General features: G+C 69.9%; 24 protein-coding genes. 8 read left to right on the top strand and 16 right to left on the bottom strand.

The genetic code is table 11. The features are described from left to right. Nucleotides 1–271 precede the first annotated feature (271 nt). The 5 genes from QSK21_RS28450 to QSK21_RS28430 all read right to left on the bottom strand — a co-directional run bounded on the left by QSK21_RS28450 (nt 272) and on the right by QSK21_RS28430 (nt 7,371). Nucleotides 272–784 carry a type II secretion system F family protein gene (locus QSK21_RS28450; RefSeq protein WP_285700380.1) on the bottom strand — a complete coding sequence of 171 codons (513 nt, stop codon included), beginning with the start codon at nt 782–784 and terminating at the stop codon, nt 272–274. 350 nt (nt 785–1,134) lie between these two features. After that, on the bottom strand, nt 1,135–2,058 hold the full coding sequence (locus QSK21_RS28445) for a type II secretion system F family protein (RefSeq protein ID WP_285700370.1): 924 nt from the start codon (nt 2,056–2,058) through the stop codon (nt 1,135–1,137). 243 nt (nt 2,059–2,301) lie between these two features. Beyond that, nucleotides 2,302–3,486, bottom strand: coding sequence for a TadA family conjugal transfer-associated ATPase (locus QSK21_RS28440; RefSeq protein WP_285700369.1), 1,185 nt, complete (start codon nt 3,484–3,486; stop codon nt 2,302–2,304). An 846-nt stretch (nt 3,487–4,332) separates the two neighbouring features. Beyond that, nucleotides 4,333–5,415 carry a septum site-determining protein Ssd gene (gene ssd, locus QSK21_RS28435; RefSeq protein ID WP_285700368.1) on the bottom strand — a complete coding sequence of 361 codons (1,083 nt, stop codon included), beginning with the start codon at nt 5,413–5,415 and terminating at the stop codon, nt 4,333–4,335. Between the two features lie 1,158 nt (nt 5,416–6,573). Continuing rightward, nucleotides 6,574–7,371 carry a Fic family protein gene (locus tag QSK21_RS28430; protein WP_285700367.1) on the bottom strand — a complete coding sequence of 266 codons (798 nt, stop codon included), beginning with the start codon at nt 7,369–7,371 and terminating at the stop codon, nt 6,574–6,576. Nucleotides 7,372–7,680: 309 nt separating this feature from the next. Here QSK21_RS28430 and acs point away from each other — a divergent pair, with 309 nt between their 5' ends. The 4 genes from acs to QSK21_RS28410 all read left to right on the top strand — a co-directional run bounded on the left by acs (nt 7,681) and on the right by QSK21_RS28410 (nt 11,991). Next, entirely contained in the window at nt 7,681–9,648 is a 1,968-nt protein-coding gene (gene acs, locus QSK21_RS28425) for an acetate--CoA ligase (RefSeq protein WP_285700364.1), read from the top strand. 454 nt (nt 9,649–10,102) lie between these two features. Continuing rightward, complete coding sequence (locus QSK21_RS28420) at nt 10,103–10,534, top strand: phage holin family protein (RefSeq protein ID WP_285700362.1); 432 nt, start codon at nt 10,103–10,105, stop codon at nt 10,532–10,534. Nucleotides 10,535–10,541: 7 nt separating this feature from the next. After that, the gene (locus QSK21_RS28415; protein WP_285700361.1) at nt 10,542–11,465 is read left to right on the top strand and encodes an alpha/beta fold hydrolase; all 924 of its coding nucleotides are present in this window, start codon (nt 10,542–10,544) and stop codon (nt 11,463–11,465) included. Nucleotides 11,466–11,607: 142 nt separating this feature from the next. Continuing rightward, nucleotides 11,608–11,991 carry a DUF309 domain-containing protein gene (locus tag QSK21_RS28410; RefSeq protein ID WP_285700358.1) on the top strand — a complete coding sequence of 128 codons (384 nt, stop codon included), beginning with the start codon at nt 11,608–11,610 and terminating at the stop codon, nt 11,989–11,991. Nucleotides 11,992–12,063: 72 nt separating this feature from the next. Here QSK21_RS28410 and QSK21_RS28405 read toward each other — a convergent pair whose 3' ends face one another. The 3 genes from QSK21_RS28405 to nth form a co-directional block, all read right to left on the bottom strand. After that, nucleotides 12,064–13,260 carry a MarP family serine protease gene (locus QSK21_RS28405; protein ID WP_285700357.1) on the bottom strand — a complete coding sequence of 399 codons (1,197 nt, stop codon included), beginning with the start codon at nt 13,258–13,260 and terminating at the stop codon, nt 12,064–12,066. A gap of 271 nt (nt 13,261–13,531) precedes the next feature. Beyond that, on the bottom strand, nt 13,532–14,128 hold the full coding sequence (locus QSK21_RS28400; RefSeq protein ID WP_285700379.1) for an NUDIX hydrolase: 597 nt from the start codon (nt 14,126–14,128) through the stop codon (nt 13,532–13,534). Between the two features lie 136 nt (nt 14,129–14,264). Beyond that, nucleotides 14,265–15,017, bottom strand: a complete 753-nt coding sequence (nth, locus tag QSK21_RS28395) for an endonuclease III (protein ID WP_352231336.1) — start codon at nt 15,015–15,017, stop codon at nt 14,265–14,267. A 114-nt stretch (nt 15,018–15,131) separates the two neighbouring features. Between nth and QSK21_RS28390 the strand changes: the two genes are divergently transcribed. Next, entirely contained in the window at nt 15,132–15,818 is a 687-nt protein-coding gene (locus QSK21_RS28390; protein WP_285700355.1) for a Crp/Fnr family transcriptional regulator, read from the top strand. Between the two features lie 25 nt (nt 15,819–15,843). Here QSK21_RS28390 and QSK21_RS28385 read toward each other — a convergent pair whose 3' ends face one another. The 6 genes from QSK21_RS28385 to QSK21_RS28360 form a co-directional block, all read right to left on the bottom strand. Beyond that, nucleotides 15,844–16,809 carry an MBL fold metallo-hydrolase gene (locus QSK21_RS28385; protein ID WP_285700354.1) on the bottom strand — a complete coding sequence of 322 codons (966 nt, stop codon included), beginning with the start codon at nt 16,807–16,809 and terminating at the stop codon, nt 15,844–15,846. 25 nt (nt 16,810–16,834) lie between these two features. After that, complete coding sequence (locus QSK21_RS28380; RefSeq protein WP_285700377.1) at nt 16,835–17,683, bottom strand: NUDIX hydrolase; 849 nt, start codon at nt 17,681–17,683, stop codon at nt 16,835–16,837. Between the two features lie 103 nt (nt 17,684–17,786). After that, nucleotides 17,787–18,248, bottom strand: a complete 462-nt coding sequence (locus QSK21_RS28375) for a RidA family protein (protein ID WP_285700352.1) — start codon at nt 18,246–18,248, stop codon at nt 17,787–17,789. 1 nt (nt 18,249) lies between these two features. After that, on the bottom strand, nt 18,250–18,408 hold the full coding sequence (gene sp36, locus QSK21_RS28370; RefSeq protein ID WP_285700350.1) for a Sp36 family protein: 159 nt from the start codon (nt 18,406–18,408) through the stop codon (nt 18,250–18,252). Nucleotides 18,409–18,486: 78 nt separating this feature from the next. Further along, nucleotides 18,487–19,959, bottom strand: coding sequence for a tetratricopeptide repeat protein (locus QSK21_RS28365; protein WP_285700349.1), 1,473 nt, complete (start codon nt 19,957–19,959; stop codon nt 18,487–18,489). A gap of 98 nt (nt 19,960–20,057) precedes the next feature. Continuing rightward, a complete protein-coding gene (locus QSK21_RS28360; RefSeq protein ID WP_285700347.1) occupies nt 20,058–20,450 on the bottom strand; it encodes a winged helix-turn-helix transcriptional regulator in 393 nt (130 codons plus the stop codon). 146 nt (nt 20,451–20,596) lie between these two features. Between QSK21_RS28360 and QSK21_RS28355 the strand changes: the two genes are divergently transcribed. Next, on the top strand, nt 20,597–21,550 hold the full coding sequence (locus tag QSK21_RS28355; RefSeq protein WP_285700346.1) for an NADP-dependent oxidoreductase: 954 nt from the start codon (nt 20,597–20,599) through the stop codon (nt 21,548–21,550). 89 nt (nt 21,551–21,639) lie between these two features. Here QSK21_RS28355 and QSK21_RS28350 read toward each other — a convergent pair whose 3' ends face one another. Continuing rightward, on the bottom strand, nt 21,640–22,758 hold the full coding sequence (locus tag QSK21_RS28350; protein WP_285700345.1) for a slipin family protein: 1,119 nt from the start codon (nt 22,756–22,758) through the stop codon (nt 21,640–21,642). 321 nt (nt 22,759–23,079) lie between these two features. On the opposite strand from QSK21_RS28350, the gene bagA reads away from it, so the two are divergent. Together bagA and bagB are read left to right on the top strand one after the other, a co-directional pair. Next, entirely contained in the window at nt 23,080–24,075 is a 996-nt protein-coding gene (gene bagA, locus QSK21_RS28345) for an ATPase BagA (RefSeq protein WP_285700344.1), read from the top strand. A 144-nt stretch (nt 24,076–24,219) separates the two neighbouring features. Beyond that, nucleotides 24,220–25,356, top strand: coding sequence for an ATPase BagB (gene bagB, locus QSK21_RS28340; protein ID WP_285700342.1), 1,137 nt, complete (start codon nt 24,220–24,222; stop codon nt 25,354–25,356). A gap of 418 nt (nt 25,357–25,774) precedes the next feature. Here bagB and QSK21_RS28335 read toward each other — a convergent pair whose 3' ends face one another. Further along, complete coding sequence (locus QSK21_RS28335; RefSeq protein WP_285700339.1) at nt 25,775–26,086, bottom strand: WhiB family transcriptional regulator; 312 nt, start codon at nt 26,084–26,086, stop codon at nt 25,775–25,777. Nucleotides 26,087–26,262 lie beyond the last annotated feature (176 nt).

The raw sequence follows: 26,262 nt of genomic DNA, 5'->3' as shown, positions 1-26,262 counted from the left end.
TTCACTGGTCTTGGTCGACTCGAAGGATCACGAGGTGGCCGTCTCACGTCACGGGGACTCGCCCATCACGACACGAACCGGTCATAGATCACACAGACCCCATACACCACTCCAGTGGACGTGAACGAAAGGGCCCTGAGCACAGACGATGGGTCACCTTCTTAGCGGCGTTCACCAGGGAGTGTGGGCAGCGTTGCAGGTGGTGGCGGGCGTTGGGGTGAGCGGCTGGGTCTTGTGGTGGGGGCTTTCGCTGTGGTGTTGGTCAGGGTGCTTACCAGGGGATGAGTAGGGACCTGGCGATTCCGGCTATGGCGGGCACGATGCCCAGTAGGACGAAGGCCGGCAAGAAGCAGGCGCCGAGGGGAAGCAGGGCCTTGATGCCTGCGGTTCTGGCTCGGGCGGCGGCGGCCGATCGGGCGGTACGGCGCTGGTCTCGCGCGAGTCTGGACAAGGGGACGGCCGGTGGGGCTCCGCTTTGGACTGCGCGAACAGCGGTACGGGCGAGTGGTGCGAGCGTGGGTTCCTCGGCGAGCGCCAGCCAGGCCGTCACGGGATCGGCACCAAGGCGGATCTGAACCGCGACTTCTTGCAGTTCCTCACCGAGCGGTCCGCCGACCGCTTCGGCGACGGCCTCCACGGCTTCGCTCCAGGGCGTACCACCTCGCAAGCAGGCGGCGAGCAAGTCCACCGCGATGGGGAGATCCGCGATTCTCCGGGCGTCTCGACGCTTTCGCTCTGCCTGGCCCAGGCGGGTGAACGAACGCGATACCGCTGCGGCGGCCATGACGCCGGCGAACGCGCCGAGCACGCCTCCCAGGAGGAGTGCGCAGACCAGGCCCACCAGGACGGCGGTGGATCGGCGGAGGAGCTTGTCGTTCAGGTGCTTGGAGGAGTGTTCATCGGGTCTGTGGATGGATGAGCGTTTGCCACCCTGCACAGGTGCGTGATCTTGCTGGGGGTCCGATGGGGCTGCGGTGCTTGGATCAAGGGATCTTTGTTGGGATGCTTGTCTGGGTGCAGCGAGATGGCGCTTGAGACGTCTTACGGCGGGACGTTCGTCAGGGACGACGAGGAAGCCGCACACCGCCGCGCAGAGGGCAGCCATCATGGGCAGCATCCAGGGGCTGTATGGGTTCATGGGATTTCCTCTGCGCTTCTGGCCAGGCGGTGGGTCCACCAGAGACCGGTCAGGTTGAGCCCTACGCCGAGGACGAGGCACCCGAGCCCAGGCAGAGTGCCCAACAGGAACGCCATGGGGTCGGCGTCGAGCGCGGCGGCCATGGCCAGCCCGAGGAGCGGCAGTACCGACAGCAGCCGCGCGGTCGCACGTGGACCGGCGAGTTGAGTGGCGATCTCCTGCCGGTTCGATTCTTCGTCGCGGAGCGCCGTGGCCAGGTCGTCCAGAACGGCGGCCAGCGTGCCGCCCTGTTCCGCGGCGATCCGCCAACATGCGGCAAGAAGGCGAAGCCCTTCAGCACCCGGTTGCAGGGCCAGTTTCTCCAGGCGGTCTATGGGGCGCGGTCGAAGCTCTGGCGAGTCGATGGCTGCGCTCGCCTCCGCGCCAGAGGGCGTCGGCGGTGCTGCTCGTTGTCGTGCCGCTAGGGCCGCGTCCAGTTCGCCGACCCCGAGCGCCCTCTGTGGCTGACTAGGTGCGGTGGGATGCGTCCGTGGAGCTCGGTGTGCGCGAGGCCGGCCCACGCCCGTGGTGGTGGGCCGCAGGTGGCGCGGCAACGCATGGACCGTCGTACGGGTGACATTGCCCTCCGCAAGGTGTGGTGGAGTCTTTGGTGATGGGTTGTGCTTTGTGTTCTCCGGAGAGGTGAGTGCCGTGGCCTTGCTGCGTGGTCCGGGTGCAGGGGCGGACGCGTTCAGCAGTTGGGCGGCGATCGGGGGATCGAGGTGCGCGGCTGTCAGGGTGAATGCCTCGTCCGGTGTTCTGCCTGCGGCCAGCTCGGAGGACATCCCGTCGCACAGCTCGATGACCGCCTGGCGCCAGCGGCGGGGCATCCGACGCCGCTCACGCAAAGCCTCCAGAGCGGTGAGCACGGGCTTGAGCACCCACTCTCGAAGGGCCTGATCGTGCTCGGGGCTGGGTGTCAGTAGCCGATGTAGCCGACGCTGCGCGTAAGCGGGTTCGAACAACAACCACGCGAGGACGGCTGCGCAAGAGCTTGCGATGCCTATGGAGTACATCCCTTCTCCTGCGGTTCTCCTTCGCCTTGCCCTGCGGGTGCGTCCCGTAGGGGCGGGCATGGCCGGCCGATATGGGTGGGTGTTGGTCGAGGCTGGGGGGTGCGGCTGTTAGCTGTTGGTGACTGTGTGCTCGGGTGGTGGGGTCCAGCGGTGGTCTAGGCAAGCGGCTAAGGCGTTGGCGCCCGGTGCTGGGATGAGTTCGCCGGTCGGGGAGAACGAGACCGCGGGGATCACGCCGACCAGGCCATCGGTGCCGCGACGCAGAAGGCAGATTTCTGCAACGCGTCTCTTGCCGCTCTCGGGCTCGCGGACCAGATGTACGACGACGTCGAGAGCGGCGGCGATCTGGCTGTGGACGGCCTCGCGGGTGAGGCCGGCGGCGCATGCCAGGGCTTCGAGCCGGGCCGGCACGTCGCCAGGGGCGTTGGCGTGAAGGGTCCCGCAGCCGCCCTCATGGCCGGTGTTGAGGGCGTTCAGCAGGACGACGACCTCGGCGCCTCGGACCTCCCCGACGACGAGCCGGTCGGGACGCATGCGCAGGGCCTGCCGGACAAGATCGTGCAGGGTGACTCCGCCCGCACCCTCCACATTGGGTGGGCGTGCTTCGAGGCGTACCACGTGCGGATGGTCGGGGCTCAACTCGGCCGAGTCCTCGACGAGGACGATGCGTTCGCGAGGGTCGGCGAGTGTCAGCAGGCAGCTCAGCAGGGTGGTCTTGCCCGTTCCGGTACCGCCGGTGATGAGGAAGGCGACGCGGGCCGCGACCATGGCCGCCAGCAGGTCGGTGCCGGAGGGCGGTATCGCCTCGGCCACGACGAGTTCTTGGAGCGTGAACGCGCGGCGCCTGGGCAGCCGGAGTGACAGGCAGGTGCCGTTCGGGGCGATCGGCGGAAGCACCGCGTGCAGCCGGATGCCGCCCGGCAGGCGGGCATCTGCGTAGGGGGCCGCGTCGTCCAGTCGGCGGCCTGCGGCGGCGGTGAGGCGCTGCGCCAGGCGCCGCAGTGTCGTCTCGTCCGGGAAGCGTGTGCCTGTACGGACCAAACCGGCGCCCACGTCGATCCACACCTCGCCCGGACCATTCACCAGGACGTCGGTGACTTCCGGTGAGCGCAGCAGCGGCTCCAGAGGACCTGCTCCGACGAACTCCGCTCGAAGTTCGTCGGCCAGGGCCAGCACCTCGCGGTCGCCCAGGAGACGCCGCTCGGCCCGTACGGCGGCGGCGACGCGTCCTGTGGTCGGTTGTCCGCCAGCGCTCGCCAAGCGGCCTCTCACTGCGTCCGAAAGGCGGTTCATCGCCGTGACCTCGCCGGGGTGGGGTTCTGGTGCTGCGGCATCTTCTGCTCCTTGGGGAGTGAGGTTCCGCTTTCCTGGTTCCTTTGGGGCTTTGGGGGTGGGTGGTGCCGGCCAGTCTCGGGCTGACCCTTGTAATGCGGCCCTCGCGATTCGGCTTGGTGGCATCGCGGCTGGAGTGCGCCTTGGCTGTGGATGAGCGTCGGCCCAGCGGTGCCCTGGGATGGCTTTGCCGTTCGGGCACCTCTGCCTCCCGTCGGCGGTGCCCTGGGCGTTCGCGCTTGGTGGGCTTGTGGCTGTCGCGATTCCGGGATGGGTTTCGCCGGTTCAGGCGCGCCGGCCCGGCTGAGTCCTTGCGGTATCCGTGGCTGAGGTGCGAGGTTGCCGTCGTCTCGGCTCGACAGCGGACATGGCCTGGCGTGCTCGGGCTGTTTCACAGTTGGTCGGAGTCCTTCGTCGATGGCGGCGATGTGGACGGTGGCCTGGTGACGGACGTCGAGCTTGGCGGACGTGGTGGCGGGTGCCCAGGTGACGTTCGAGCCGGTTGATGTGGCACTTGATGGCGTGGGGGTCGTCTTGGCCGATGAACGCTCTACCGGAGACCTCGCTGCTTCGGCGCATGACACGCCACGGCTCATCTCACTCCGAAACAGGACCTAGGTCCCGCGAGACGGTCGGCCGTCTTCGGGCGCAGGTATGGATTGGGTCTCCTGTTGAGTGGTGTCGGGGCGGGTTCGAGTTCGGGCTCGACTTGTACGTGGGCCGGTGTGTTCGGTGGCATTTTGGCTGGGGCGGGCATGGGTGCCTCCTTGGCGTTCGAGGGGTTGCTGCGAGCTCGGTGTCGGGTGGTTATGCGGCCTGGGCTTCTTGTGTGTGCGGCTGGAGGTTGAAGGTGGGGAGGAGGCGTTCGCACAGGTCGGCCAGGTGTCCGCGGCGGAGGGCGCGCGCTATGCCGCCTTCATCCAGAGAGGCGGCGATCTTGCGTTCGTGGTCCACGACTCCGGCCAGGGGGAGGTCCAGCGCCTGTGCCATGACTTCCGGGGTGATGCCGCCGACCGGACTGTGGCCGGAGACCACCAGGCGCATGTCGGTGACGTCGTTGCGCAGAGCCGCCACGAGCCCGTCGGCGGCCATGGTGGCGCGGACCTCGGCCGGGACGAGCAGCAGGATCGCATCGGCCACGTGCAAGGCGGAGCGGCCGATCTCGCCCTGGTGGCGCGGCACGTCCACGAGCACCAGGTCGAAGGCGCGAGCGGCGGCGTCGAGGAGGGACTGGACGGCCTCTCTGGTGACGGGGGTGGGGGTTTCGCGAACCCATGAGAGGACCGACAGGTCACCCAGCCGGGGCAGCGCCTCGTAGAGGTTCGCCGCGCTGAGGCGGCCGCGACGGTCGGCGAAATGGGGCCAGCGGGCTCCCGGCTGGTCTTCCAGCCCCAGGACGATGTCGAGGCCGCCGCCGATGGGATCTCCATCGATGAGGAGCGTGCGGAGGCCGGTACGGGCGGCGGTGAGGCCGAGCGCGGCGGACAGGACGCTGGCTCCGGCGCCGCCCCTGGCTCCCATGACGCAGACCGTGCCGCCCCACCCGTCGGCCGGCTCGGCGGCGGACGCCAGCGCGTCGATGAGCCAGGTCTCGTCGTCCGGGAGCCGTGCGACATCTTGTGCGCCGACCTTGATCGCCCTGCGGTAGAGGTCTTCGGTGTCGTCCGTTCGGGCGACCATGACGACACCGGGACGGCGGGGAGGGGCCTTGGTCGTCACCGCTTCGGCGAGGTCGTTGCCGACGAGGATGAGGGACGGCCAGTGCCAGCTCTGCCGTGCCGTGTCCGCGTCCCGGACGAGTTCGGTCTCGACGTCCGCCGCGGCGGCCAGCCGCAGCAGGTCATCGATGATCGAAGGATCATTACTCGCGATCATCGCCGCGATGGTCATGGCGCCTCCTTGCCGTTCCGAGGCCACCACCTTGCGGCGCTCCGAGGGGGCGGGGTAACCCCTTCCACAAACTGTGGATAACTGGGCTGATGACCTTCTCACCTGCGGCGAAGCACAACTGTGGGCGTTTTGGTGGAATGCGGGGGGCTTCGCGTCATTGGTGGTCGGACCGGTCCGGTTGTTGACGCGGATGTACTGGTTCGATCATGGATGTCCACGCCGACGGCGGGAGGTGGTGCGAAAATGCGGCCGGTGGAACCGAGATGATCACGTGCGCACCGTATGGGAGGTATGTTGCGGTTCGGGCGTTAAGGGACCGGTGGTGCGCGAAAACAGTGTGTGGACGGCCGGGGCGGCTGGGGCCGCCCCGGCCGTTCTCAAGACAGGGCGACCCCCGCCGGGGGGAGAGCGGGGGTCGCCGTACGGTCCGGCTCCGGGGGGGTAGAGCCGGGCCCGTTTCCCAAGAAAGTCTCGGGTCGATCAGACTAAGCCGGAGGCCGGTTTGGTCTATGAGACGGGCAAAGTCCCTGCCTCCAGTCTAGGCAGTTACAACATATGCTGCCCGATCGCCTCAACTCCCGTCGAGCGGCAATGTCGCCCGACGAGTCACGTTTTCTCCTCTGGGTTGGCACGGTCCCACTCCGGCGGAGCGGGGTGCACGTCGGACCTCCGGTGGTCCCTGGGCGGGATCCGGTGAGAAAGCCCTGGTTGAGCTTGGGAGCGTACAGGAGATCTAAAGATCCTTCCGGCACGGGACACGATCGCCGACATAAAGAATCGATCACACTGCGTGATCGATTCGACGTTGTGCCGGAGAAGCACCGATACATCCCAATGAAGCGTCGCCCGGAGCGGGTCTACGCCAGGCAGGGACGCCGCAGGTCCGCGTCAGATGCAGCCTAGGACTTGGCCCCGTCCTTCACCCCGAATGGGGGCTTGTCAACAGGGCACATGAGGCGTAGACAGGGAACCACGGACCAGGTGTCCGAGCACGGCAGCCGGTGTACCCACGCGCGACCAGCCGCGGGAGGCGCGTCGTGACGGGCTTGTCCCGCTCCGACGGATATGAGGTGCACGCTTGGTAACCCGGTGTGACGTGACTGGCGACGGCGTCCCCATTGTGTGGGGCGCCGTTCGCTATGGGGGTGCGCTCATCCCTTAGCCGCGCTGGAACGCCTCGCAAATGGCTTGTGAGTCTCTGGCGGCGTCGGCGGTCGCGTTGGCGCAGTGGCGGATCCAGGTGGTTACGCCTGCGGGAGTGCCGGAGATGTAGCTTCGCAGTGCGTCGGCGTAGGCGTCAGCGTGTGCGGCGTGGCCGACTTCAGGGGCGACCAGGGACTTGGGGTCGAGTCCTCGTGCGACCAGCGTGAGTCGTTCCGCGGCGCGGGCGACGATGCCGTCCCCCCAGCCGAAGGGACGAAGCGACAGCAGTTCCCCGTGCACGATGGCCGCCACCACGAGCGCGGGCGCCTGAGTGGGGGCCGTCAGGAGAGTGCTGAGCAGTTCCAGACGGCGGGCGGCCTCCGCAGGGGAAGGCGGTTCTCCCAGGTCCAGAGCGTCTTGGACCGGTTTGTCGGACGTACGCGGGCGTCCCAGCTCGGCACCGTCCACTGCATCGGCCGCGGCCAGGACGTGCAGGCGGGCAAGCACCTGGCGGGGTGCCTTGCGCCAGGTTTCGGCCAAAGTGCCCAGCTCCGCGGACACCCTCAGCGCTCCGTGAACGACTGGATCGGCGGGGCTCTCCATGTCGCGTAGCTCTTCCAGGGTGACCGGGGACCCTTCCAAGGCCGCGGATGCGCGCGCCCCGCGGAGCGCGGCCTCGGTGGAGACCTCGGCGCTGCGCCGACGCAGGATGCGGTGTCCCAGGAGTCGGTCCACGGCGGTACGCGCGTCATTCACCGCGTCAGGTACTCCAGGCAGATTCGCCACCTGGGCGAGGGCATCGGATTCGGTCACGGGACGACCCTATGGGGGTTGCCACGGAGGGGACGGTTCGCCCCCGGCGCGAGCCGGAGGAGTGCGCGCCGGCATGGACGTGTTTGCATGGGGACGGCTTCGCCTATACCGGTTCCAGTACCGGAGAGGTGGGAACGGTCCGAGTGTGAGGCATCACTAGCATCGCTTCCAGAGCCAGAGGCGCTGGGCACAACCCGGGACGCGTCCGAGAGAGCGACGGACGTGTACAGCAGAAGACTTGTGGGGCGGCACCTTCCCTGGTGAAGTGGGCACACCGGGCGCCTTCCTCTCGTACGCAAGGAGTACGCGTTGAGTCAGAGTCAAGAGACACTTTCCAACCTGCTGCAGGAGACGCGGCGCTTCCCCCCTCCTCCCGAGCTGGCCGAATCCGCGAACGTCAAGGCCGACGCGTACAAGGAGGCGTCCGCCGACCGGCTGGGCTTCTGGGCGCGGCAGGCGGAGCGGCTGACGTGGTCCAAGCGCTGGGACGAGGTACTGGACTGGAGCAACCCCCCGTTCGCCAAGTGGTTCGTCGGTGGTGAGCTGAACGTCGCCTACAACTGCGTGGACCGCCATGTAGAGGCGGGCAGAGGCGACAAGGTGGCCTTCTACTGGGAGGGCGAGCCCGGTGACAGCCGTACCATCACCTACGCCGACCTCCAGCGGGAGGTGAACAAGGCGGCCAACGCGCTGCTGGAGCTGGGCGTGCGGAAGGGCGACCGGGTCGCCATCTACCTGCCGATGATCCCCGAGCTGCCGATCTCGATGCTGGCGTGCGCGCGCATCGGCGCCACCCACTCGGTGGTGTTCGGCGGTTTCTCCGCCGACGCCCTGCGGACCCGGATCGAGGACGCGCAGGCCAAGGTGGTCGTGACGGCGGACGGCGGGTTCCGGCGCGGCAAGCCGTCCGCGCTCAAGGCGATCGTGGACGAGGCCGTGGAGGGCGCGCCGACGGTCGAGCGCGTGCTGGTCGTGCGGCGCACCAAGGAGGACGTCGCCGTCCATGACCGGGACGTGTGGTGGCACGACCTCGTGGAGCGGCAGAGCGACCAGCACACCGCGGAGCCGCACGACTCCGAGCACCCGCTGTACATCCTCTACACGTCCGGCACGACGGGTAAGCCCAAGGGGATCCTGCACACCACGGGCGGCTACCTCACCCAGGTGGCGTACACCCATTACGCGGTGTTCGACCTCAAGCCGGACGAGGACGTGTACTGGTGCTCGGCCGACATCGGCTGGGTGACCGGGCACTCCTACATCGTGTACGGGCCGCTCGCCAATGGCGCGACCAGCGTCATCTACGAGGGCACGCCCGACACCCCGCACAAGGGCCGTTGGTGGGAGGTCATCCAGAAGTACAAGGTGACCATCTTCTACACCGCGCCCACCGCGATCCGTACGTGCATGAAATGGGGCGACGAGATCCCCGCGGGATTCGACATGTCGTCGCTGCGCGTGCTGGGCACCGTGGGCGAGCCCATCAACCCCGAGGCGTACGTGTGGTACCGCAAGCACATCGGCGGCGACCGTACCCCCGTGGTGGACACCTGGTGGCAGACCGAGACCGGCGCCATCATGATCAGCCCGCTGCCGGGTGTGACGTCCGGTAAGCCGGGCGCGGCGATGACGCCGTTGCCCGGCATCGTGGCGGACGTGGTGGACGACCAGGGGCAGTCGGTGCCCAACGGCGGCGGCGGGTTCCTGGTGCTGAGGGAGCCGTGGCCGTCGATGCTGCGCACCATCTGGGGCGACGACGAGCGGTACGTGAAGACCTACTGGTCGCGGTTCGAGGGGCTGTACTTCGCGGGCGACGGCGCCAAGAAGGACGAGGACGGCGACTTCTGGCTGCTCGGCCGGGTGGACGACGTCATGCTCGTCTCGGGTCACAACATCTCGACGACCGAGGTGGAGTCGGCGCTGGTGTCGCATCCGAAGGTGGCCGAGTCGGCGGTGGTCGGGGCGACCGACCCGGTGACCGGCCAGGCCATCGTGGCGTTCGTGATCCCGCGTGGCAGCGCGGGCGGCGAGGTCGAGGGCGAGGAGTTCCTCAAGGAGCTGCGCGACCATGTCGCCAAGACGCTCGGCCCGATCGCCAAGCCGCGGCAGATCATGATCGTTCCGGAGCTGCCCAAGACCCGGTCCGGCAAGATCATGCGCCGGCTGCTGCGGGACGTCGCCGAGAACCGCAGCATCGGGGACGTCACGACGCTCGCGGACAGCACGGTGATGGACCTCATCTCTGAGAAGCTGCCCAGCGCCAAGCCAGAGGACTGACGCGCCCAGGCGTCTGCTGAGGCGCCCCGGACCCACCCCCGTCCGACGCAGGCGAGGGACAGGGTTCGGGGCGCCTTGTTATGAGCAGCCGTCCACGCCCGTCCACGCCCGTCCACGCATGGTGCCCCCGGTGTGATCGAGAGGCGGATGGTCGATAGGTTCGTGACAGTCCGCAGGAAATTCGGTACGGGATCGCCTTGCCATGCCGCGACGGGGTTTCTGTTTCGCTGCTCATCGGCGGTTTGGCCTATACCGACCCGGCACAATTGGAGAGAGTGACGACAGCGGTTCCGACCGAGAGCCCGCTCACCTCGGTGGCCGTGTCCGGTACGGGGGCATGCGCGCGGGGTCACATCCGGATCGCTGATCGTGTGACCGGGTGGCCCGACCGATCGCCCGGCTGACAGGCTGTGAGGCCCGTCCTGATGGCCGGGGCCTGGAAGGGAGTGAGGAAATGTCCGAGGCACTGCCGGGCGAGCGCATCGAGGACAAGTCACTCGGTGAGCTGGTCGCGCTGGCAACGAGCAACGTCTCCGACCTGGTCAGAGCCGAGATCGAGCTGGCGAAGCTGGAGCTCAAGAGCGATGCCAAGAAGGCCGCCTGGGGCGGGATCATGTTCAGCGTCGCCGGGCTGATCGCCGGGCTGATCGTGATCCTGCTGTCGATCGCCGCCGCGTACGGCCTGGTCGCCGCGGGCATCTGGCATTGGGCCGCGTTCCTCATCGTGGCGGCCGCCTACCTGCTGCTGGCGCTGCTGCTGCTCCTGATCGGCTGGCTGCGCATCAAGCGGATCGAGGGGGCCAAGCGCAGCCGCAAATCCCTCAAGGACGACATGACCATGCTGCGCCGCCGCGGCGACTCGGACACCCCCGCGCTGAAGGGCTGACCGGCCCATGCCCGGGCACAGCTCGTCCGTCGTCGAGGTCGACGGGCCATGGGTCCACCGGGCGGTCAGCGCCGGGGGCACGCGCTTTCACGTCGTGGAGGCCGGTGACGGCCCCCTCGTCCTGTTCCTGCACGGCTTCCCCGAGTTCTGGTGGTCCTGGCACAACCAGCTCGTGTCCATGCCCGCCGCCGGTTTCCGCGCCGCCGCCGTGGACCTGCGCGGGCACGGGGCCAGCGACAAGCCTCCCCGTGGGTACGACCTGGTGACCCTGGCGGGGGACGCGGCGGGACTCGTCCGCGCGCTGGGGGAGGCGAACGCCATCGTCGTCGGCCACGACTGGGGTGGGCTGCTCGCCTGGACGATGGCCGTGTACCACCCCAAGGTCGTCCAGCGCCTGGGCGTCGTGTCCGCGCCCCACCCGTTGCGGCTGCGTCAGGCCATACGCAGCGACCCGCGCGGGCAGGCATGGGCGGCACGCCATCTCTTCGGCTACCAACTGCCGGTGTGGCCAGAACGGCGTCTCATACGGGACGACGCGGCTCTCATAGGGAAGCTCCTGCACGCGTGGTCCGGCCCGGGGTGGCCCGATGAGCGCACGGAACGTCTCGTACGGCAGGCCATCCAGATCCCCGGCGCCGCGCATTGTGCGTTGGAGTGCCACCGGTGGTTCGTCCGTTCGCAGCCGCGTCCGGACGGCATCCGCTACGCGCACCGCATGCGCACCCCCATCCAGGTGCCGACGCTCCAACTGCACGGTTCGCTGGACCCCTGCGTCCTCCCGATCAGCGCTCAGGGCTCCGGACGGTACGTGTCGGCCCCGTACCGCTGGAAGCTCATCGAAGGGGCGGGTCACTTCCCGCATGAGGAGCGGCCCCGCGCCTTCGACACGCAGCTCCTCAACTGGCTCCAGGACCCCGAACCCGAACGCTGAGCCCGTCCCCCGCGGACCAGAACGGGGACGCGCGACAATGGGGGACATGCGAGATCGGGACGAGTCGGGCCGGCCCCGGAACGCTCGGCCGCGCGACGCGTACGGCCGCCCTCTGCCGCACGGAGCCACCGGTGTGCCCACGATGCCCGACGACCTCTCCGTGACGCCCGTCGAGGCGCTGGAGCACGCTCAGCGGCTTCTGGACGCGGACAGGCCGTTCCACGCACACGAAGTGCTCGAAGCCGCCTGGAAGGAAGCGCCCGAGGCCGAACGCGAGCTATGGCGTGGCCTCGCACAGGTCGCCGTGGGCGTCACACACGTCCGTCGCGGCAACGCACGTGGCGCGCGAGCCCTCCTGGAACGCGCGGCGGACCGGATCGAGCCCTACGCCCACGACGCCCCCTACAGCATCGACATCACCGGCATTGCCGCCGAGGCCCGCCGCGTTGCGGACAATGCCGCCGAAGGGATCGACCCTGACATGCCGGTGCGGATCCAGCTCACCCACCGCCCATCTACTCCGTGACCCAGGTCAACCCACCGCCCATCCGCTCCGTGACCCAGGTCAACCCACCGCCCACCCACTTTCTGCCCCAGGTCAGTCGGAGCAGCTCTGGGTGGAGACAGGCGTGGTGGACAGGGCGCCGGCGCGGGCGTCCGCCGCGACCTCCTTGGCGGTGAGCGCGTAGCCGGTGGACGGCGCGTCCAAGGCCGCGGCGAAGATGACGCCGTAGACCGTGCCGTCGCGGGCGAGCAGGGGGCCGCCGGAGTTCCCCGGCTCGACCGTGCCGCGGATGGCGTAGATCTCACGGCTGACCTGGCCGGAGTGGTAGATGTCCGGGCCCCTGGCGGTCTGGCGTGCGCGGATCCGCGCGGCGCTGGCGGTGAACGGGTGGTTCTTCGGGAAACCGGCGATGATGGCGTCGTCCCGGACCCGCGCGGGTCCCGCGAACTTCAGCGGCGGCGCCTCCAGCCCAGGCACGTGCAGGATCGCGATGTCGCGCCTGGGGTCGTACAGCACGACCCGGCCGCGGTCGCGGGCGCCGCTCAGCGAGGCGATCGTGGACTGGCCGCGCGCCCCCGCCACCACGTGCGCATTGGTCATCACGCGCTCCGGGGCGTACACGAAGCCGGTGCCCTCGATCTTGCGCTGGCACTGCGGCGCGGTGCTGACCACCTTCACGATGCTGCGCTTGGCGGCGCGCAGCGCCTCGGTGTCGAGGATCGCGTCGTTCGGCGGCGGCACCTCCACCACCGACTCGCCGCCCAGCCCGTTGAAGACCTGCGGGAACTCGCTGCTCTTCACGAACCCCTGGAACGAGGCGAACCAGCTCTGGGCCTGCGACGGCATCATGTCGTCGATGCCGTTGATGATCGTGGACGCCTTGACCTGGGTGCGCACCGGGCGGAACTCGGAGTTGGCGACCAGCGTCCCGAAGAACCAGGCGACGATCAGCAGCGACAGCGAGCTCACCACGGCGCCGCCGGCCGCGTCCACCGCGCGCGCGTTGATGCCGGTCACCCGGTTGCGCAGGACGGCGCCGAGCGAGGACGCGAGGAGCTGTCCGAAGGTGGCCGACAGGAACGCGATGACGATGGCCAGCAGCGCCTGCTGCGCGGCGCCGTCCACGGTCGCCTCGGCGATCGGCGGGGCGATGAGCACGCCCACGACGCCACCGCCGACGAATCCCCCGAAGCTCAGCAGGCTCACGATGAAGCCCTGGCGGTAGCCCGATACCGCGAAGAGCACGACGAGCACGAGCAGTATCAGGTCTAGAAGGTGGTCGCCCAGCACCGCATCACCGTATAGCGCCAGGGGGCCGTTGCACGTCCCCTCGATGTACCAGATTATGTGCACTCGTGTAGCCGCGGAGGGCGATGCGATGCGGTCACCGTCCGCGCATGGGAAGAGGATGGCGAGAGATCGGCCGGTCATCGGGCCACCAGCGTCCGCCCATGGACTCGCGGGGGACGTCAGGGGACCGCCATCAGAGGTTCTGAATTTTCTCTCGCGACACGCCGACGACGCATGCGGAGCAAGGCGCAACGGCGGGGAGGCGGTGGGTTCAGCCGCGCGAGGACAGGTCGATGACCTCCTGTGGAAGGTCCTCGACGCGGCCGGAGTCCCAGGGACGGCTCCACCCGCCCGCGTCCAGGACGTGGGTGAGTAGGAGTGCGGTGAAGCCCCACACGAGCATGCCCCGTACGCGGAAGGCGGGTCCGACGCGGATCCCCGACGGGTGCCGGACGGTCAGCCGGTTCGCCGGATCCACCAGTTCGGCGATCGGCACCCGCGCCACGGTGGCGACCTCCCCCGGGTGTCCCGGGGCGATCTCGGACGGCTCGCGCCACCAGGCGGCGACGGGCGTCACGCGGTGGTCGCTATGCGGCAGGTACAGCTCGGGGAGCGTGGTCAGGACCTCCACGCCCGAAGGCTCGACCCCGGCCTCCTCCCACGCCTCCCGGAGGGCCGCACCCACCGGGCCGTCGTCCTCGGGGTCGATGCGCCCGCCGGGGAACGCGGGTTGCCCGGCGTGCTTGTTGAGCGTCGCGGCCCGTTCCGTGAGGAGGATGTCCGGCCCTTCCGGGCCCTCGCCGAACAGGATCAGGACCGCCGCCGGACGCGATCCGGGACGCGGCCTGGGACGGTCGGGAATCCTCATGCCCGGAGCGGCCGCGAGGAAGCGGTCGAGCCACGCGGGAGAGGTCTTGGGGTGGTCGGGGTGGCCGGTCACGCCGCGTCCCCGCCCGCTGGACGGGAGTGACGGGAGCGCCACGTCCCTGCTCGCCGGCCGGACGTCATGAGAACGGCCCCTCCTTGACCAGCTTGCGCGCGGTGGCCTCGTCCGTCGGGCCTTCCCCGTAGGACGGGCACAGCCGGGCCAGGGGGCAGGCGCCGCAGGCGGGACGGCGGGCATGGCAGATGCGGCGGCCGTGCCAGATCAGCCGGTGCGAGAGCATCGTCCAGTCCTTGCGGGGGATCAGCTCGCCGACGATCCGCTCGACCTTCACCGGGTCGGTCTCGGTGGTCCAGCCGAAACGGCGGGCCAGCCGGCCGAAATGGGTGTCGACGGTGATGCCCGGAACGCCGAAGGCGTTGCCCAGGACCACGTTGGCCGTCTTGCGCCCGACACCGGGCAGACTTACCAGATCATCGAGGTTGTCCGGTACCTGACCGTCGAAACGTTCGCACAGCTCATGCCCCAGTTTCATAATATTATTGGACTTGGCCCGGAAGAAGCCGGTCGACTGGACCAGGCCCTCCAGCTCCGCACGATCCGCGGCGGCATAGTCCTCGGCCGTCCGATACCGGGCGAAGAGCGCCGGTGTGACCATGTTCACCCGGCGATCCGTAGACTGGGCGGACAGGATCGTGGCGACCAGCAGCTCGAGCGGGTTGGTGAAGTCCAGCTCGCAGTGGGCGTCGGGGTAGAGCGCGGCCAGCTCGCGGTTGATCCGCCGGGCACGGCGGACCAGCGCGAGGCGCGTCTCCTCCCGAGGCCGGGGTCTGCGGGCCGCCGTCACGGAGGCGGGGCTACCGTTGCGAGGCACGTGGGCAAGGGTACGTCCTCGGCCCGCCATATCAGGCGAGCCGCGGACCCTACCTTCACGTACGCGGTGGGACGTACGTCACACTATGTATGCAGGTGTTCGAGGAGGAGAAGCGTGACCGACCGCGACGTGGACGTTCTGAGCAGGGCCCCGCTGTTCGAGGCACTCGACGAGCAGGGCGCCAAGGCGCTGCGCGCCAACGTGACCGAGGTGCGGCTGGCACGCGGCCAGACGCTGTTCAACGAGGGCGAGACGGGCGACCGCCTCTACGTCGTGCTGGACGGGAAGATCAAGCTGACCAGGGCGGCCCCGGACGGCCGCGAGAACCTGCTCAGCGTGCTCGGCCCCAGCGAGATGTTCGGCGAGCTGTCGCTGTTCGACCCGCGTCCGCGCACGGCCAGCGCGATCGCGGTCACCGAGTGCAGGCTGGCCGGGCTCGGGCACGACGATCTGCGTCCCTGGCTCACCGGGCACCCGGAGGTGGCCGTTCAACTCCTGCGCGCCCTGGCGCAGCGGCTGCGGCGCACCAACGACGTGATGGCCGACCTGGTCTTCACCGACGTGCCGGGACGTGTCGCCAAGCAGCTCCTGGACCTCGCCGAGCGCTTCGGGCAGCCCACCGAGACGGGGCTGCACGTTCACCACGACCTCACCCAGGAGGAGCTGGCGCAGCTCGTCGGCGCGTCCCGGGAGACGGTGAACAAGGCCCTGGCCGACTTCGCCCAGCGCAACTGGCTGCGGATCGAGGCGCGCGCCGTCGTCATCCTCGACATCGAACGGCTCCGCAAGCGGTCGAAGTAGCCGAAGCGGCCCCCTGACGGGCCGGTCACGCCCCGCCGCGTTCCTTCAGGTAGTCGAGCTGGGCCTGGACCGACCACTCGGCCGCCGGCCACAGTGACTTGTCCACGTCCGCGTAGACCCGTGCGACGACCTCCTTGGCCGTACGCGCACCGGCGGCGACGGCCTCCTCCACCTGGGCCAGTCGCTCCCGGCGATGGCTGATGTAGTGGTCGAGCGCTCCGATCGGGTCGTCGAGCTTGGGCCCGTGCCCCGGCAGGATCGTGGCGGCCTCCACGTCCTCGGAGAACGCGCGGAGCCGGTCGAGCGAGCTCAGGTAGTCGCCGAGCCTGCCCTCCACGACGGTCGTCCCGTACCCCAGGACCGTGTCCCCGGTGAGGACGGCGCGGTCGGCGGGGAGCCAGAAGGTCAGCGAGTCGTTCGAATGGCCGGGCGTCTCCATGACGCGCAGTTCCAGACCTCCCGTCGTGACCACGTCGCCTTCGGCGAGGCCCTCGTCCCCCAGCCGGTGCCGCGGATCGAGCGCTCGGACGGCCACCGGCCGCCGCGCCGTCGAAGCCGCGGAGGCGGCGGAGGAGGCCAGTTCCGAGAACCGTTTGGCGCCCGCCGAATGGTCCGGATGGCCGTGGGTGAGGAGCACCAGACCCACCCGGCGGCCCTGCGCCGCGATCCCGTCCACGACCCGCTTGAGGTGGACGTCGTCCTTGGGCCCCGGGTCTACGACCACGACCTCCTCGGCACCGGGCTCCCCGATGACCCAGGTGTTGGTGCCGTCCAGGGTCATCGCGGACGGATTCGGCGCGAGCCAGCAGGTCGCCCGATCCGTGCCCATCCCGTCGATCTCGCTCATCCGACCCATCCTGCCCGACCGGAGATCGGGATGCCGCGCCGGGTTCCAGCCCAGGCGCTCCAGGTACCGCAAGGCGGGCGTTCCCGCCAGCCGCCACAGGAAGGCCCGCGACAGCGGCACGTTCCGGCTCCGCCGTCCGGGCATCACCGCCTCCTCCGCGAAGCGCCCCTCATCCCTGCGGATAGTGCTCGGCGACGCCCTCCGGCAGTCTCAGCCACGCCTCGCCGTCCACGATCTCGGCCACCGGCTCGTACGTCACGATCCGGCGGGGCGCGGCCAGGACGTCGGCGACCGTCTCGTACGCCGACAGCTCCACCATGGTCGCCAGGGTCGGGGGCAGCAGGAACCACTCGCCCGCCCGCGCCCGTTCCACCGCCTCCGCGGGACGGACCCAGGCCACCCGGTCGGCCTCGGTGCTGACGTCCCGGGCCCGCTGGCCGTCCGGCATCCCCGCGACGAAGAACCGGGTGTCGTACCGCCTGGGCTCGATCACCGGGGTGATCCAGTGCGCCCAGGGACGCAGCAGGTCCGAGCGCAGCACCAGGTCACGCCGGTCCAGGAATTCGCCGAAGGACAGGGAGCGGTCGAGGAGGGCCTGCCGGTCGGCCTCCCAGCCCTCGCCCCGGGTGTCGTCCACGACCGTCGACTCGGTGGGACCGGCCAGCAGGACCAGCGTCTCCTCGAACGTCTCCCGGACCGCCGCGCACACCAGCTCGCGCGCCAGCGTCTCACCGGCCGCGAACGCCGCGCCCCACTCCGCCGGGGACGGGCCCGACCACGCGAGATCCGCCTCCCCGTCCCGCGGGTCGACGGAACCGCCGGGGAACACGTAGGCGCCCGGAGCGAAGGCCATGGAGGCGACCCGCCGCAGCATGAACGCCTCCAGACCGCGCTCGGCGTGGTCGCGCAGGACGACCACCGTCGCGGCGTCCCGAGCCGGCACCGGCTGTGTCCTGCCGGAATGGATGTCCTCGAACCGCGCCTTGAGCGCGCCCGAGAGTTTGAGCCCGTTCAGCATGGGCCGCCCCAACGTGTGATCCTCATGGCGGCCCATTCGCACATACCGAACGCCATTCCGTCAAGAGCGCGGGCGAACGCCGGCCCGGGCTCACGCCCTCCCGTCAGGCGATCTCGGCGATCAGCTCCACCTCGACCGGGACGTTGTTGGGCAGGACGGCGACGCCGACCGCGCTGCGGGCGTGGGCCCCCGCCGGGCCGAAGATCTCCTTCAGCAGGTCGCTGGCCCCGTTGATCACCTTGGGCTGGCCGAAGAAGTCCGGCGCGCTGGCCACGAAACCGACGACCTTGACGATCCTGGCGATCCTCGACAGCTCGCCGACCTCGGCCTTGAGCGCCGCGACGCAGTTGAGCGCGCAGATCCGGGCCTGCTCGGCCGCCACCTCCGGATCGACCTCGGCGCCGACCTTGCCCAGGACGCGCAGCTCACCCTTCACGAACGGGACCTGTCCCGCGGTGTAGACCAGCGAACCCGTCCTGACCGTGGGAACGTACGAGCCCGCCGGGGCGACCGGTTCGGGCAGCTCCAGGCCGAGCTCGCGGATGCGCTCCTCCGGGGTCGCCACGTCACTTCTCCAGTTCGCGCTTGAAGTAGGCCACCAGGTTCTCCGGGTTCGGCCCGGGCAGGACGGTGACGAGCTCCCATCCGTCCTGGCCCCAGTTGTCAAGGATCTGCTTGGTCGCGTGGACCAGCAGCGGAACGGTCGCGTACTCCCACTTCTTCATGGCGCTCAGCCTAGCGATCCCCCTGCCCGCCGGACGTGCGCGTCATCCGCCCCCGGCCGCGAACGCCGGGGGGCCGTGTCAGGACGCGAGGACGCGGCGGCGGAACTCGGCGGTCGCCGCGTTCATCACGCGGTTGAGGTGGTCCAGTTCGTCGGGTGCGGGTTCCCGGTTGAGCTGGACCTCGACCTTGAACTCGCCGTCCACGATGTTCACGTCCAGGCCGCTGAGCAGGTCCGCGGGCAGCCTGGCGAGGACGAAGTCGCGGAACGCGGCGCTGAGCGTGTCTCCGAGCGCGCCGCAGCCGCACGACTCGCCCTGGTGGATCGCCCCCAGGTGGCTGCGCCCGATGATCGCGTCGGGGTGGGCCGGGTCCATGACGGCCAGGCCCGCCTCGACGATCTGCCGTGCCTCGTCCAGGCGCCCGCGATGCTGCAGGAACAGGCCCAGAGCGATCTGGGCGCGGCCGAGCATCTCATGGTCGGCACCGCGTTGCGCGTACGCCACCGCCTCGCGCATGCGCTGCTCGGCCTCGGCGAACCGCTCCGCCTCGGCCAGCACCAGACCCCAGTTGCACAGCACCTGGGAGGTCAGCTCCGGGCTACCGAGCCGGTCCGCCCGTGCCCGCGCGTCCTGGTACGCCCCCAGCCCGCCCTCCCGATCACCGCTGTCGGTCAGTGCCAGCGCCAGTCCCATCAACGCGCTGACGCTGTCCTCGACCCTTCCCTGGCGGTCGTACGCGGCCACAACCCGGCGGAGCGCGTCGACGCGTCCGGTCTGGTCGCCGCTGTTCCTTCCGAGGTTGGCCAAGACGGACAGGGTGTTGAGAGTGGCCTGGTGGTCCGGGCCGAGCCGCGCCTCCAGCGCCGCCACGAGATCCCTGAGGAGGGCCATGCCGACCCTCGGGTCCGCCCGGTCGATCCGGTTCAGAACGGCTTCGGCCATCACGGCGATGATCTCGTCGGGTAGCTGCTCCAGGCCGGTGAACGGCGTTCCGTCCATCCCCGCGGTCTTCATGATCTCGGCGCGGACCGCCAGCGCACCGGCGACCTTTTCATGGCCGTTGCGCCAGAAGTTGCCGACCGTCTCTTCGATGGCCTCGCGGGCCTCGTGCGTCTTGCCACCGCGCATCAGGACGTCCGCCAGCACCTCCAGGGCGAAGGCATAACCCGGGTGCTCGCGTCCGTAGAAGCCCTGGCGTTCCCGGAGGTTGTGGCGCAGTTCGGCCTCCGCCTCGTCGAGCCGTCCGGCAAGCTGTAGCGCCATCCCGAGGTTCATCCGGTAGGTCAGGCGATCCTTGTAGCCCTCCGGGTCGGCGGGCGGCGGTCCGGAGCACGCCTCGCGGTAGCACTCGACGGCTTGGTCCATCTGGTCCGAGTTCAGCAGGACGTGCCCGTAGTCGCACTGCACGGCGGCCCATTCGGGGCTGCCCCTGCCATGCCGCGCCTCGACCGCACGCACCTCCCTCACCATCACTTCCTGCGCGTCCACGGCTCGGCCCTCGCGCAGCAAGGCGAACGCCATGTCCACGGGGGAGGGAGAGGGAGAGGTCATGGCCCGGCAGCATATACACGTCATCTCTGCCTACGTGCGCATTCACCTGGAAGGCTCAGGCACCTGGATGGCTCCCGCCGCAAGCGGTGAGCCTTCGGTCAGGCGTTGTCGGCGTCGTAGCGGGCGCGCGCCGAATGGATTGCACCGATGTTGGCGTCGGCCCAGTCCTTCGCGGCGGCCAGTAGCGGGATCAGGCTCGCTCCCATCGGGGTGAGCGTGTACTCCACCTGCACCGGGACGGCCGGCGTCACGCTGCGCGTCAGGAACCCGTCCCGTTCCAGGGAGCGCAGCGTCTGCGTGAGCATCTTCGCGCTCGCCGACGGCAGGGCACGGCCGATGTCGGCGAAGCGCCGCGTCCCGCCCGCCAGCTCGATCAGGATCAGCGAGGCCCATTTGGCGCTCATGATGTCCAGCAGCTGATGGGTCGGGCAGGTGGCCATGTACTCCTCGTGCGCGGCCTTGGCGGCCGAGCGGCGCTGTTCCGCGGTCATCGTCGCCATGCTGGGCTTTCACCTCCGGGTACCGAACGCACTTCCAGGTAACGTCTTACGGCCGCCGTGAACTTCCGGCGAAGGTTGGCGGCGGGGCCGGAAAAGCCCGGCTCCGCCAGCCTCATCGTCAATGTGGGAGTTCAACCATGCGCGCAGTCACGGTCGCGACGCCTGGAGGTACGCAAGTTCTCGAGGTGCGGGACGTTCCGGAACCCGTCCCAGGCCCGGGCCAGGTGCGGATCAGGGTCGCCGCCGCGGCCGTCAACCCGGTCGATGTCGCCACACGCGCGGGCATCATGGCCGATCTCGGTCTCATGCCCGCCTTCGGGTCGCCCGGGGCGCGGCAGGCGGTCGGCCTCGGCTGGGACGTGGCCGGGACGGTCGACGCCGTGGGAGCGGACGTCCGTGGCCTCGCTCCCGGCGACACCGTGATCGGCCTGAACGATCGTCTGGACATCCCGTCCGGCGCCTATGCGGACGCGATCGTCCTGGACGCGGCCGCCGTGTCACAGGCACCACGCGCTGTGGATCTGGTGCACGCGTCCACCCTCCCGTTGAACGGCACGACCGCCCTTCAAGCGCTCGATGCGCTCGACCTGGCCCCAGGGGACACCCTGCTGGTGACGGGTGCGGCGGGCGCGGTCGGCGGGTACGCCGTCGAACTCGCCGTACAACGCGGGTTGCGGGTGGTGGCCACGGCCGGCGCCGCGGACGAGGCCCTTGTACGCGAATTCGGCGCCGACCACTTCGTCCCCAAGGGGGAGCACTTGGGCGACGCCGTCCAGGCGCTCGTACCCGGTGGTGCCGACGGCGCGCTCGACGCCGCCGTGCTCGGGATCAGCGCGCAGCAGGCCGTGCGGCGCGGCGGCGCGTACGTGAGCGTCCGGAGTGATGTGGTCCCACTGCCGCTGCGCGGCATCAGGGTTTCCAACGTGCTGGTGCGCGCGGACGCCACCCAGCTCGGCCTCCTCTCAGCGCTCGTGGACGCGGGACGCCTGACGACGCGTGTCGCGGACACCCTGCCCCTGGCCGACGCCGCCAAGGCGCACGAACGCTTCGAGGAGGGCGGGCTGCGCGGACGACTGGTCCTCATCCCGTGACGACGGCCCGTGACGACGGCCCGCCGGAAGCCCGACCGGAAGGCCCGGCGCAGAGCCCGACCGGAAGGCGCGGGTAGCGGCCGGCCCGGCTACTTCCGGCGCTCCTGTTCCGGCCTGGGTTGGGCTTGGGGATCCGGGGACTCCAGCCCGGCGGCGATCTCCCGCGTCGGCTCCCCGCCCTGAGGCTCCAAGCCCGGCGCATCCTTGTTCTGCACGTCCTTGTTCTGCACGTCCTTGTCCGGAGCCTCCTCATCCTTCGCCTTGGACGACGCCTTCGGCTCGTCCAGGCCGAGCACCGGAGGCACGTCCTTGGCGGAGGCGAGGGTGTCGGTCTGCTCGGCCGCGATGGCCAAGTCCTGTTCGGCGCGCGTGAGGCGTTCGGCGAGGCCGGGCTTGGCGACCTCCTCGCCCTCGCCGGACGGGCCCCCGCCCGCCATCCGGTCGAAGAACCGCAGGACCTCCACCGGCAGCGGCATGACCAGCGTGCTGTTCTTCTCCGCCGCCACCTCGACCACCGTCTGGAGCAGGCGTAGCTGCAACGCCGCCGGGTCCTGCGACATGATCTCCGCGGCGGCGGCAAGCCTCTTGGACGCCTGGAACTCGCCGTCCGCCGTGATGATCCGGGCGCGCCGCTCCCGTTCGGCCTCGGCCTGCCGGGCCATCGACCGCTTCATGCCCTCCGGCAGCGACACGTCCTTGATCTCCACGCGCTCGATCAGGATGCCCCAGGGCTCCTGGGTGATCTCGTCCAGATGCCCGCGCAGCTTGCGGTTGATCTTCTCCCGTTCGCCCAAGAGCTCCTGCATGTCGGCCTGGCCGATGACCGACCGCAGCGAGGTCTGCGCCACCTGGGACACCGCGTAGCCGTAGTTCTGGACGTTCACGATCGCCTTCACCGGGTCGATCACCCGGAAGTACACGACGGCGTCCACCCGCACGCTCACGTTGTCCTGGGTGATGCCCTCCTGCCCCGGCACCCCCAGCGTGACCGTCTGCTGGTTGACCTTCTGCATCCGCTCCATGATCGGGATGATGAAGGTCAGCCCCGGGGGGCGTACCGCGCCGGGACGCAGCCGCCCGGCTGCCTGCACCCGCCCGAACCGGAACACGATGCCGTGCTCGTACTGCTGCACCACCCGTACCGAGGCGGACGCGCCGATCAGGCCGAGGACCACGAGAACGAGCAGGACGATTGCCACCGCTTCCATCACGACACCTTTCACGCGAGGCGGACCTGAGTCCTCGCGGGCCCAGGGGGGCCGTCGTTCGAGCGGTCCCGGGTCTCCGGTCCGGCAAGCGTCCAAGCGCGTGAAGGGCGTCCGGCAGGCCGGACCCGGTGACCGGCCCCATGTTTTCCAGCTAACCGCGCGGGCACGGCTCAAACAACGACATGGGACGCCCGGAACGACGGAAAGCCGGGTCCCCGATCACCATGCGAGCGCCCGTCCGGCCGACCGTGTCAGGAATCACTTGCATGAGCCGGGGGCGCCCCCTCAAGGAGGTACCAAGCGGGCGATATGGTCGATCGGGTGAGCGCGAGAGACACCGACTGGGACGGCGTACGCCTCCACGTGGTCACGGGCAAGGGCGGGACCGGCAAGACCACCGTCGCCGCGGCCCTCGCCCTCGCGCTGGCCGCGGGCGGACGGAAGGTGCTCCTGGTCGAGGTGGAGGGACGGCAGGGCATCGCGCAGCTCTTCGACCGCCCGCCCCTCCCGTACGGGGAACGCAAGGTCGCGGTCGCGCCCGGCGGTGGGGACGTCTACGCGCTCGCGATCGACACCGAAGAGGCCCTGCTCGAGTACCTCGAGATGTTCTACAACCTCAAGCGGGCCGGCAAGGCGATGACCAGGCTGGGCGTGGTCGACTTCGTCACCACCATCGCGCCCGGCCTGCGGGACGTGATCCTCACCGGCAAGACCAGCGAGGCCGTGCGGCGGCGCGAGAAGGACGGCTCGTTCCTGTACGACGCGGTGGTCATGGACGCGCCGCCCACCGGCCGGATCACCAAGTTCCTCAACGTCAACGAGGAGGTCTCCGGACTGGCCAAGGTGGGGCCCGTCCGCAACCACGCCGACACCGTGATGAAGGTGGTGCGCAGCCCCGAGACCGCCGTTCACTTCGTCACGCTGCTGGAGGAGATGCCCGTCCAGGAGACCATGGACGGCATCCGCGACCTCACCGAGGCGGGCCTTCCGGTCGGCGGCGTCATCGTCAACATGGAGCAGCCGCCGATGCTGGACGCGTCCTCCCTGGCCGCGGCCGCCGCCGGTGAGCTCGACATGGAGGAGATCGTGCGCGGGGTGAAGGCCGCCGGGCTGGAACACGACGCCGAGTCGATCGCCGCCGCGCTGGCCGCGGAGGCCACCGACCACGCCCGCCGCACCGCCCTTCAGCGCAGGGAGAAGGAACGGCTGGAGTCGATCGACCGCCCCCGCTACACCCTGCCCTTCCTCTCCGACGGCATGGACCTGGCCGGTCTGTACGACCTCGCCGAGGCCCTTCGCGCCCAGGGCGCGGCATGAACCCGCCGGGCCGGGCCGCCGGCGGAGCCCGATGGGGCCTGAACGAGACGGCACAGACGAGGACGGCACCGACAAGGACGGCACAGACAAGGACAGGACCGACGAGGACAGCGCTCGACGAGGACAGGAAAGACGCCGCCTGAGATGAGCCCGACCGTGAAGTCCCCGCCCGCCCTGGACATGGACGCGCTGATCGACGACCCGCGCACGAAGATCATCGTGTGCTGCGGGTCGGGTGGCGTGGGCAAGACCACCACCGCCGCGGCGCTGGGCGTCCGCGCCGCCGAGCGCGGCCGGGACGTCGTGGTGCTCACCGTCGACCCGGCCCGGCGGCTCGCCCAGTCGATGGGCCTGACCGAGCTGGACAACAACCCGCGCCGGATCGACGTCGAGGGCGACGGCGAGCTGCACGCGATGATGCTCGACATGAAGCGCACCTTCGACGAGATCGTCGAGGCGCACGCCGATCCCGACAGGGCCAAGCAGATCCTGGCCAACCCCTTCTACCAGTCGCTGTCGTCCAGCCTGTCCGGGACGCAGGAGTACATGGCGATGGAGAAGCTCGGCCAGTTGCACCGCTCCGGCGCCTGGGACCTGATCATCGTGGACACGCCGCCGTCCCGGAACGCCCTGGACTTCCTGGACGCCCCCGAACGCATGGGCCGGTTCCTGGACGGCAGGTTCATGCGGCTGCTCGCCGCGCCCGCCAAGACCGGCGGCCGCTTCGGCGTCAAGGTGATCAGCGCGGGCTTCGGCGTGTTCACCGGGGTCATCAACAAGGTCATCGGCGTCCAGCTCCTGCGGGACGTGCAGACGTTCGTCGCCGCCTTCGACACGATGTTCGGCGGCTTCCGCGAGCGCGCGGAGAAGACCTTCAAGCTGCTCCAGACCCCCGGCACCGCGTTCCTGGTGGTCGCGGCCCCGGAGCCGGACGCGCTGCGCGAGGCGTCCTACTTCGTCGAGCGGCTGGCCGAGGAGCGCATGCCCCTGGCGGGCCTGGTCGTGAACCGCGTCCACCGGTCCACCGCGCACGGCCTGTCCGCCGCGCGCAGCCTGGCCGCCGCCGAGACGCTGGAGGAACGGGGGGAGCACACCCTGACCGCCGCCCTGCTCCGCCTGCACAGCGAGCGCATGCAACTCGCCGCCCGCGAGGAACGCCTTCGCGAGCACTTCGCCTCGGCGCACCCCACGGTCCCGATGACGATCGTCCCTGCCCAGGCCGAGGACATCCACGACCTGGACGGCCTCCGCCGCGTCGGCACCGACCTGTCCGCCGCCTGACCGGACCTCTGCTCGCCCACCCGTTCAGAACGGGACGCTCGGGGCGGCCTCAGGACGAGGCGCCTAAACCGGACAAAGTGGATCAGAACGCCTGCCTCCCGCTAAACCCCTGACACCGTGGCCGGATGTGGCCAACCCGCATTAAGGACAGTCCCACGCCTGGATCCGGGCGGCCCGATATCGGGTCGGGTCGCGTGGTGCGGTGGGCCGGTGAGGGCGTGAAGAGGGCGTGATGAGTCTTCGCGCAACCGGGACGCCGGCCGATGCACGACCCCGGGGGGCGGGCCGAGGCGCGGTGGAAGGACGGGCGAGACCGCGATGGGAGGACAGCCGAAGGCCCGCACCCGTCGTCATCAGGGGTGCGGGCCCCGCGGCCGTCATCGATGCAAGACCCTGAACCGCGCCGGGTCGTCGCCGATCAGCTGGCGACGAGCTCGCTCTCGTCCGGGTCGACCGACCGCTCGTACTCGTCCTTGGCGGTTTCCAGCAGGTCGCGCCACGAGCGCACGTCCGGGCGCCGCCGGAGCAGGGCACGCCGCTCCCTCTCCGTCATGCCTCCCCAGACGCCGAACTCGATCCGGTTGTCGAGGGCATCGGCGAGGCACTCGGTACGTACCGGGCAGCCACGGCAGATGAGCTTGGCTCGATTCTGCGCCGCCCCCTGCACGAACAGGGCATCTGGATCCGCGTTACGGCAGGCGGCGCGGGCGGTCCAATCCGTGATCCACATCTTGGCCCCACTCCCCTAGGGTCTGTGTCGATTTGCGCTCCTTGGCCGGACGGGCGCGGACGTCAGGCCGCCAAACGAAAGCCGTGGGGAAGAACTTACGGAAGCGAGGGGGGATTCAACAGTCCCCGATGGGCCCATTCTCGATATAGCCCTCCAGGGCCATACCGCCGGAACGG

Source organism: Actinomadura sp. NBRC 104412 (genome assembly GCF_030269515.1).
Classification (GTDB): Bacteria; Actinomycetota; Actinomycetes; order Streptosporangiales; family Streptosporangiaceae; genus Spirillospora.
This window is presented reverse-complemented; position numbering and strand designations above follow the sequence as displayed.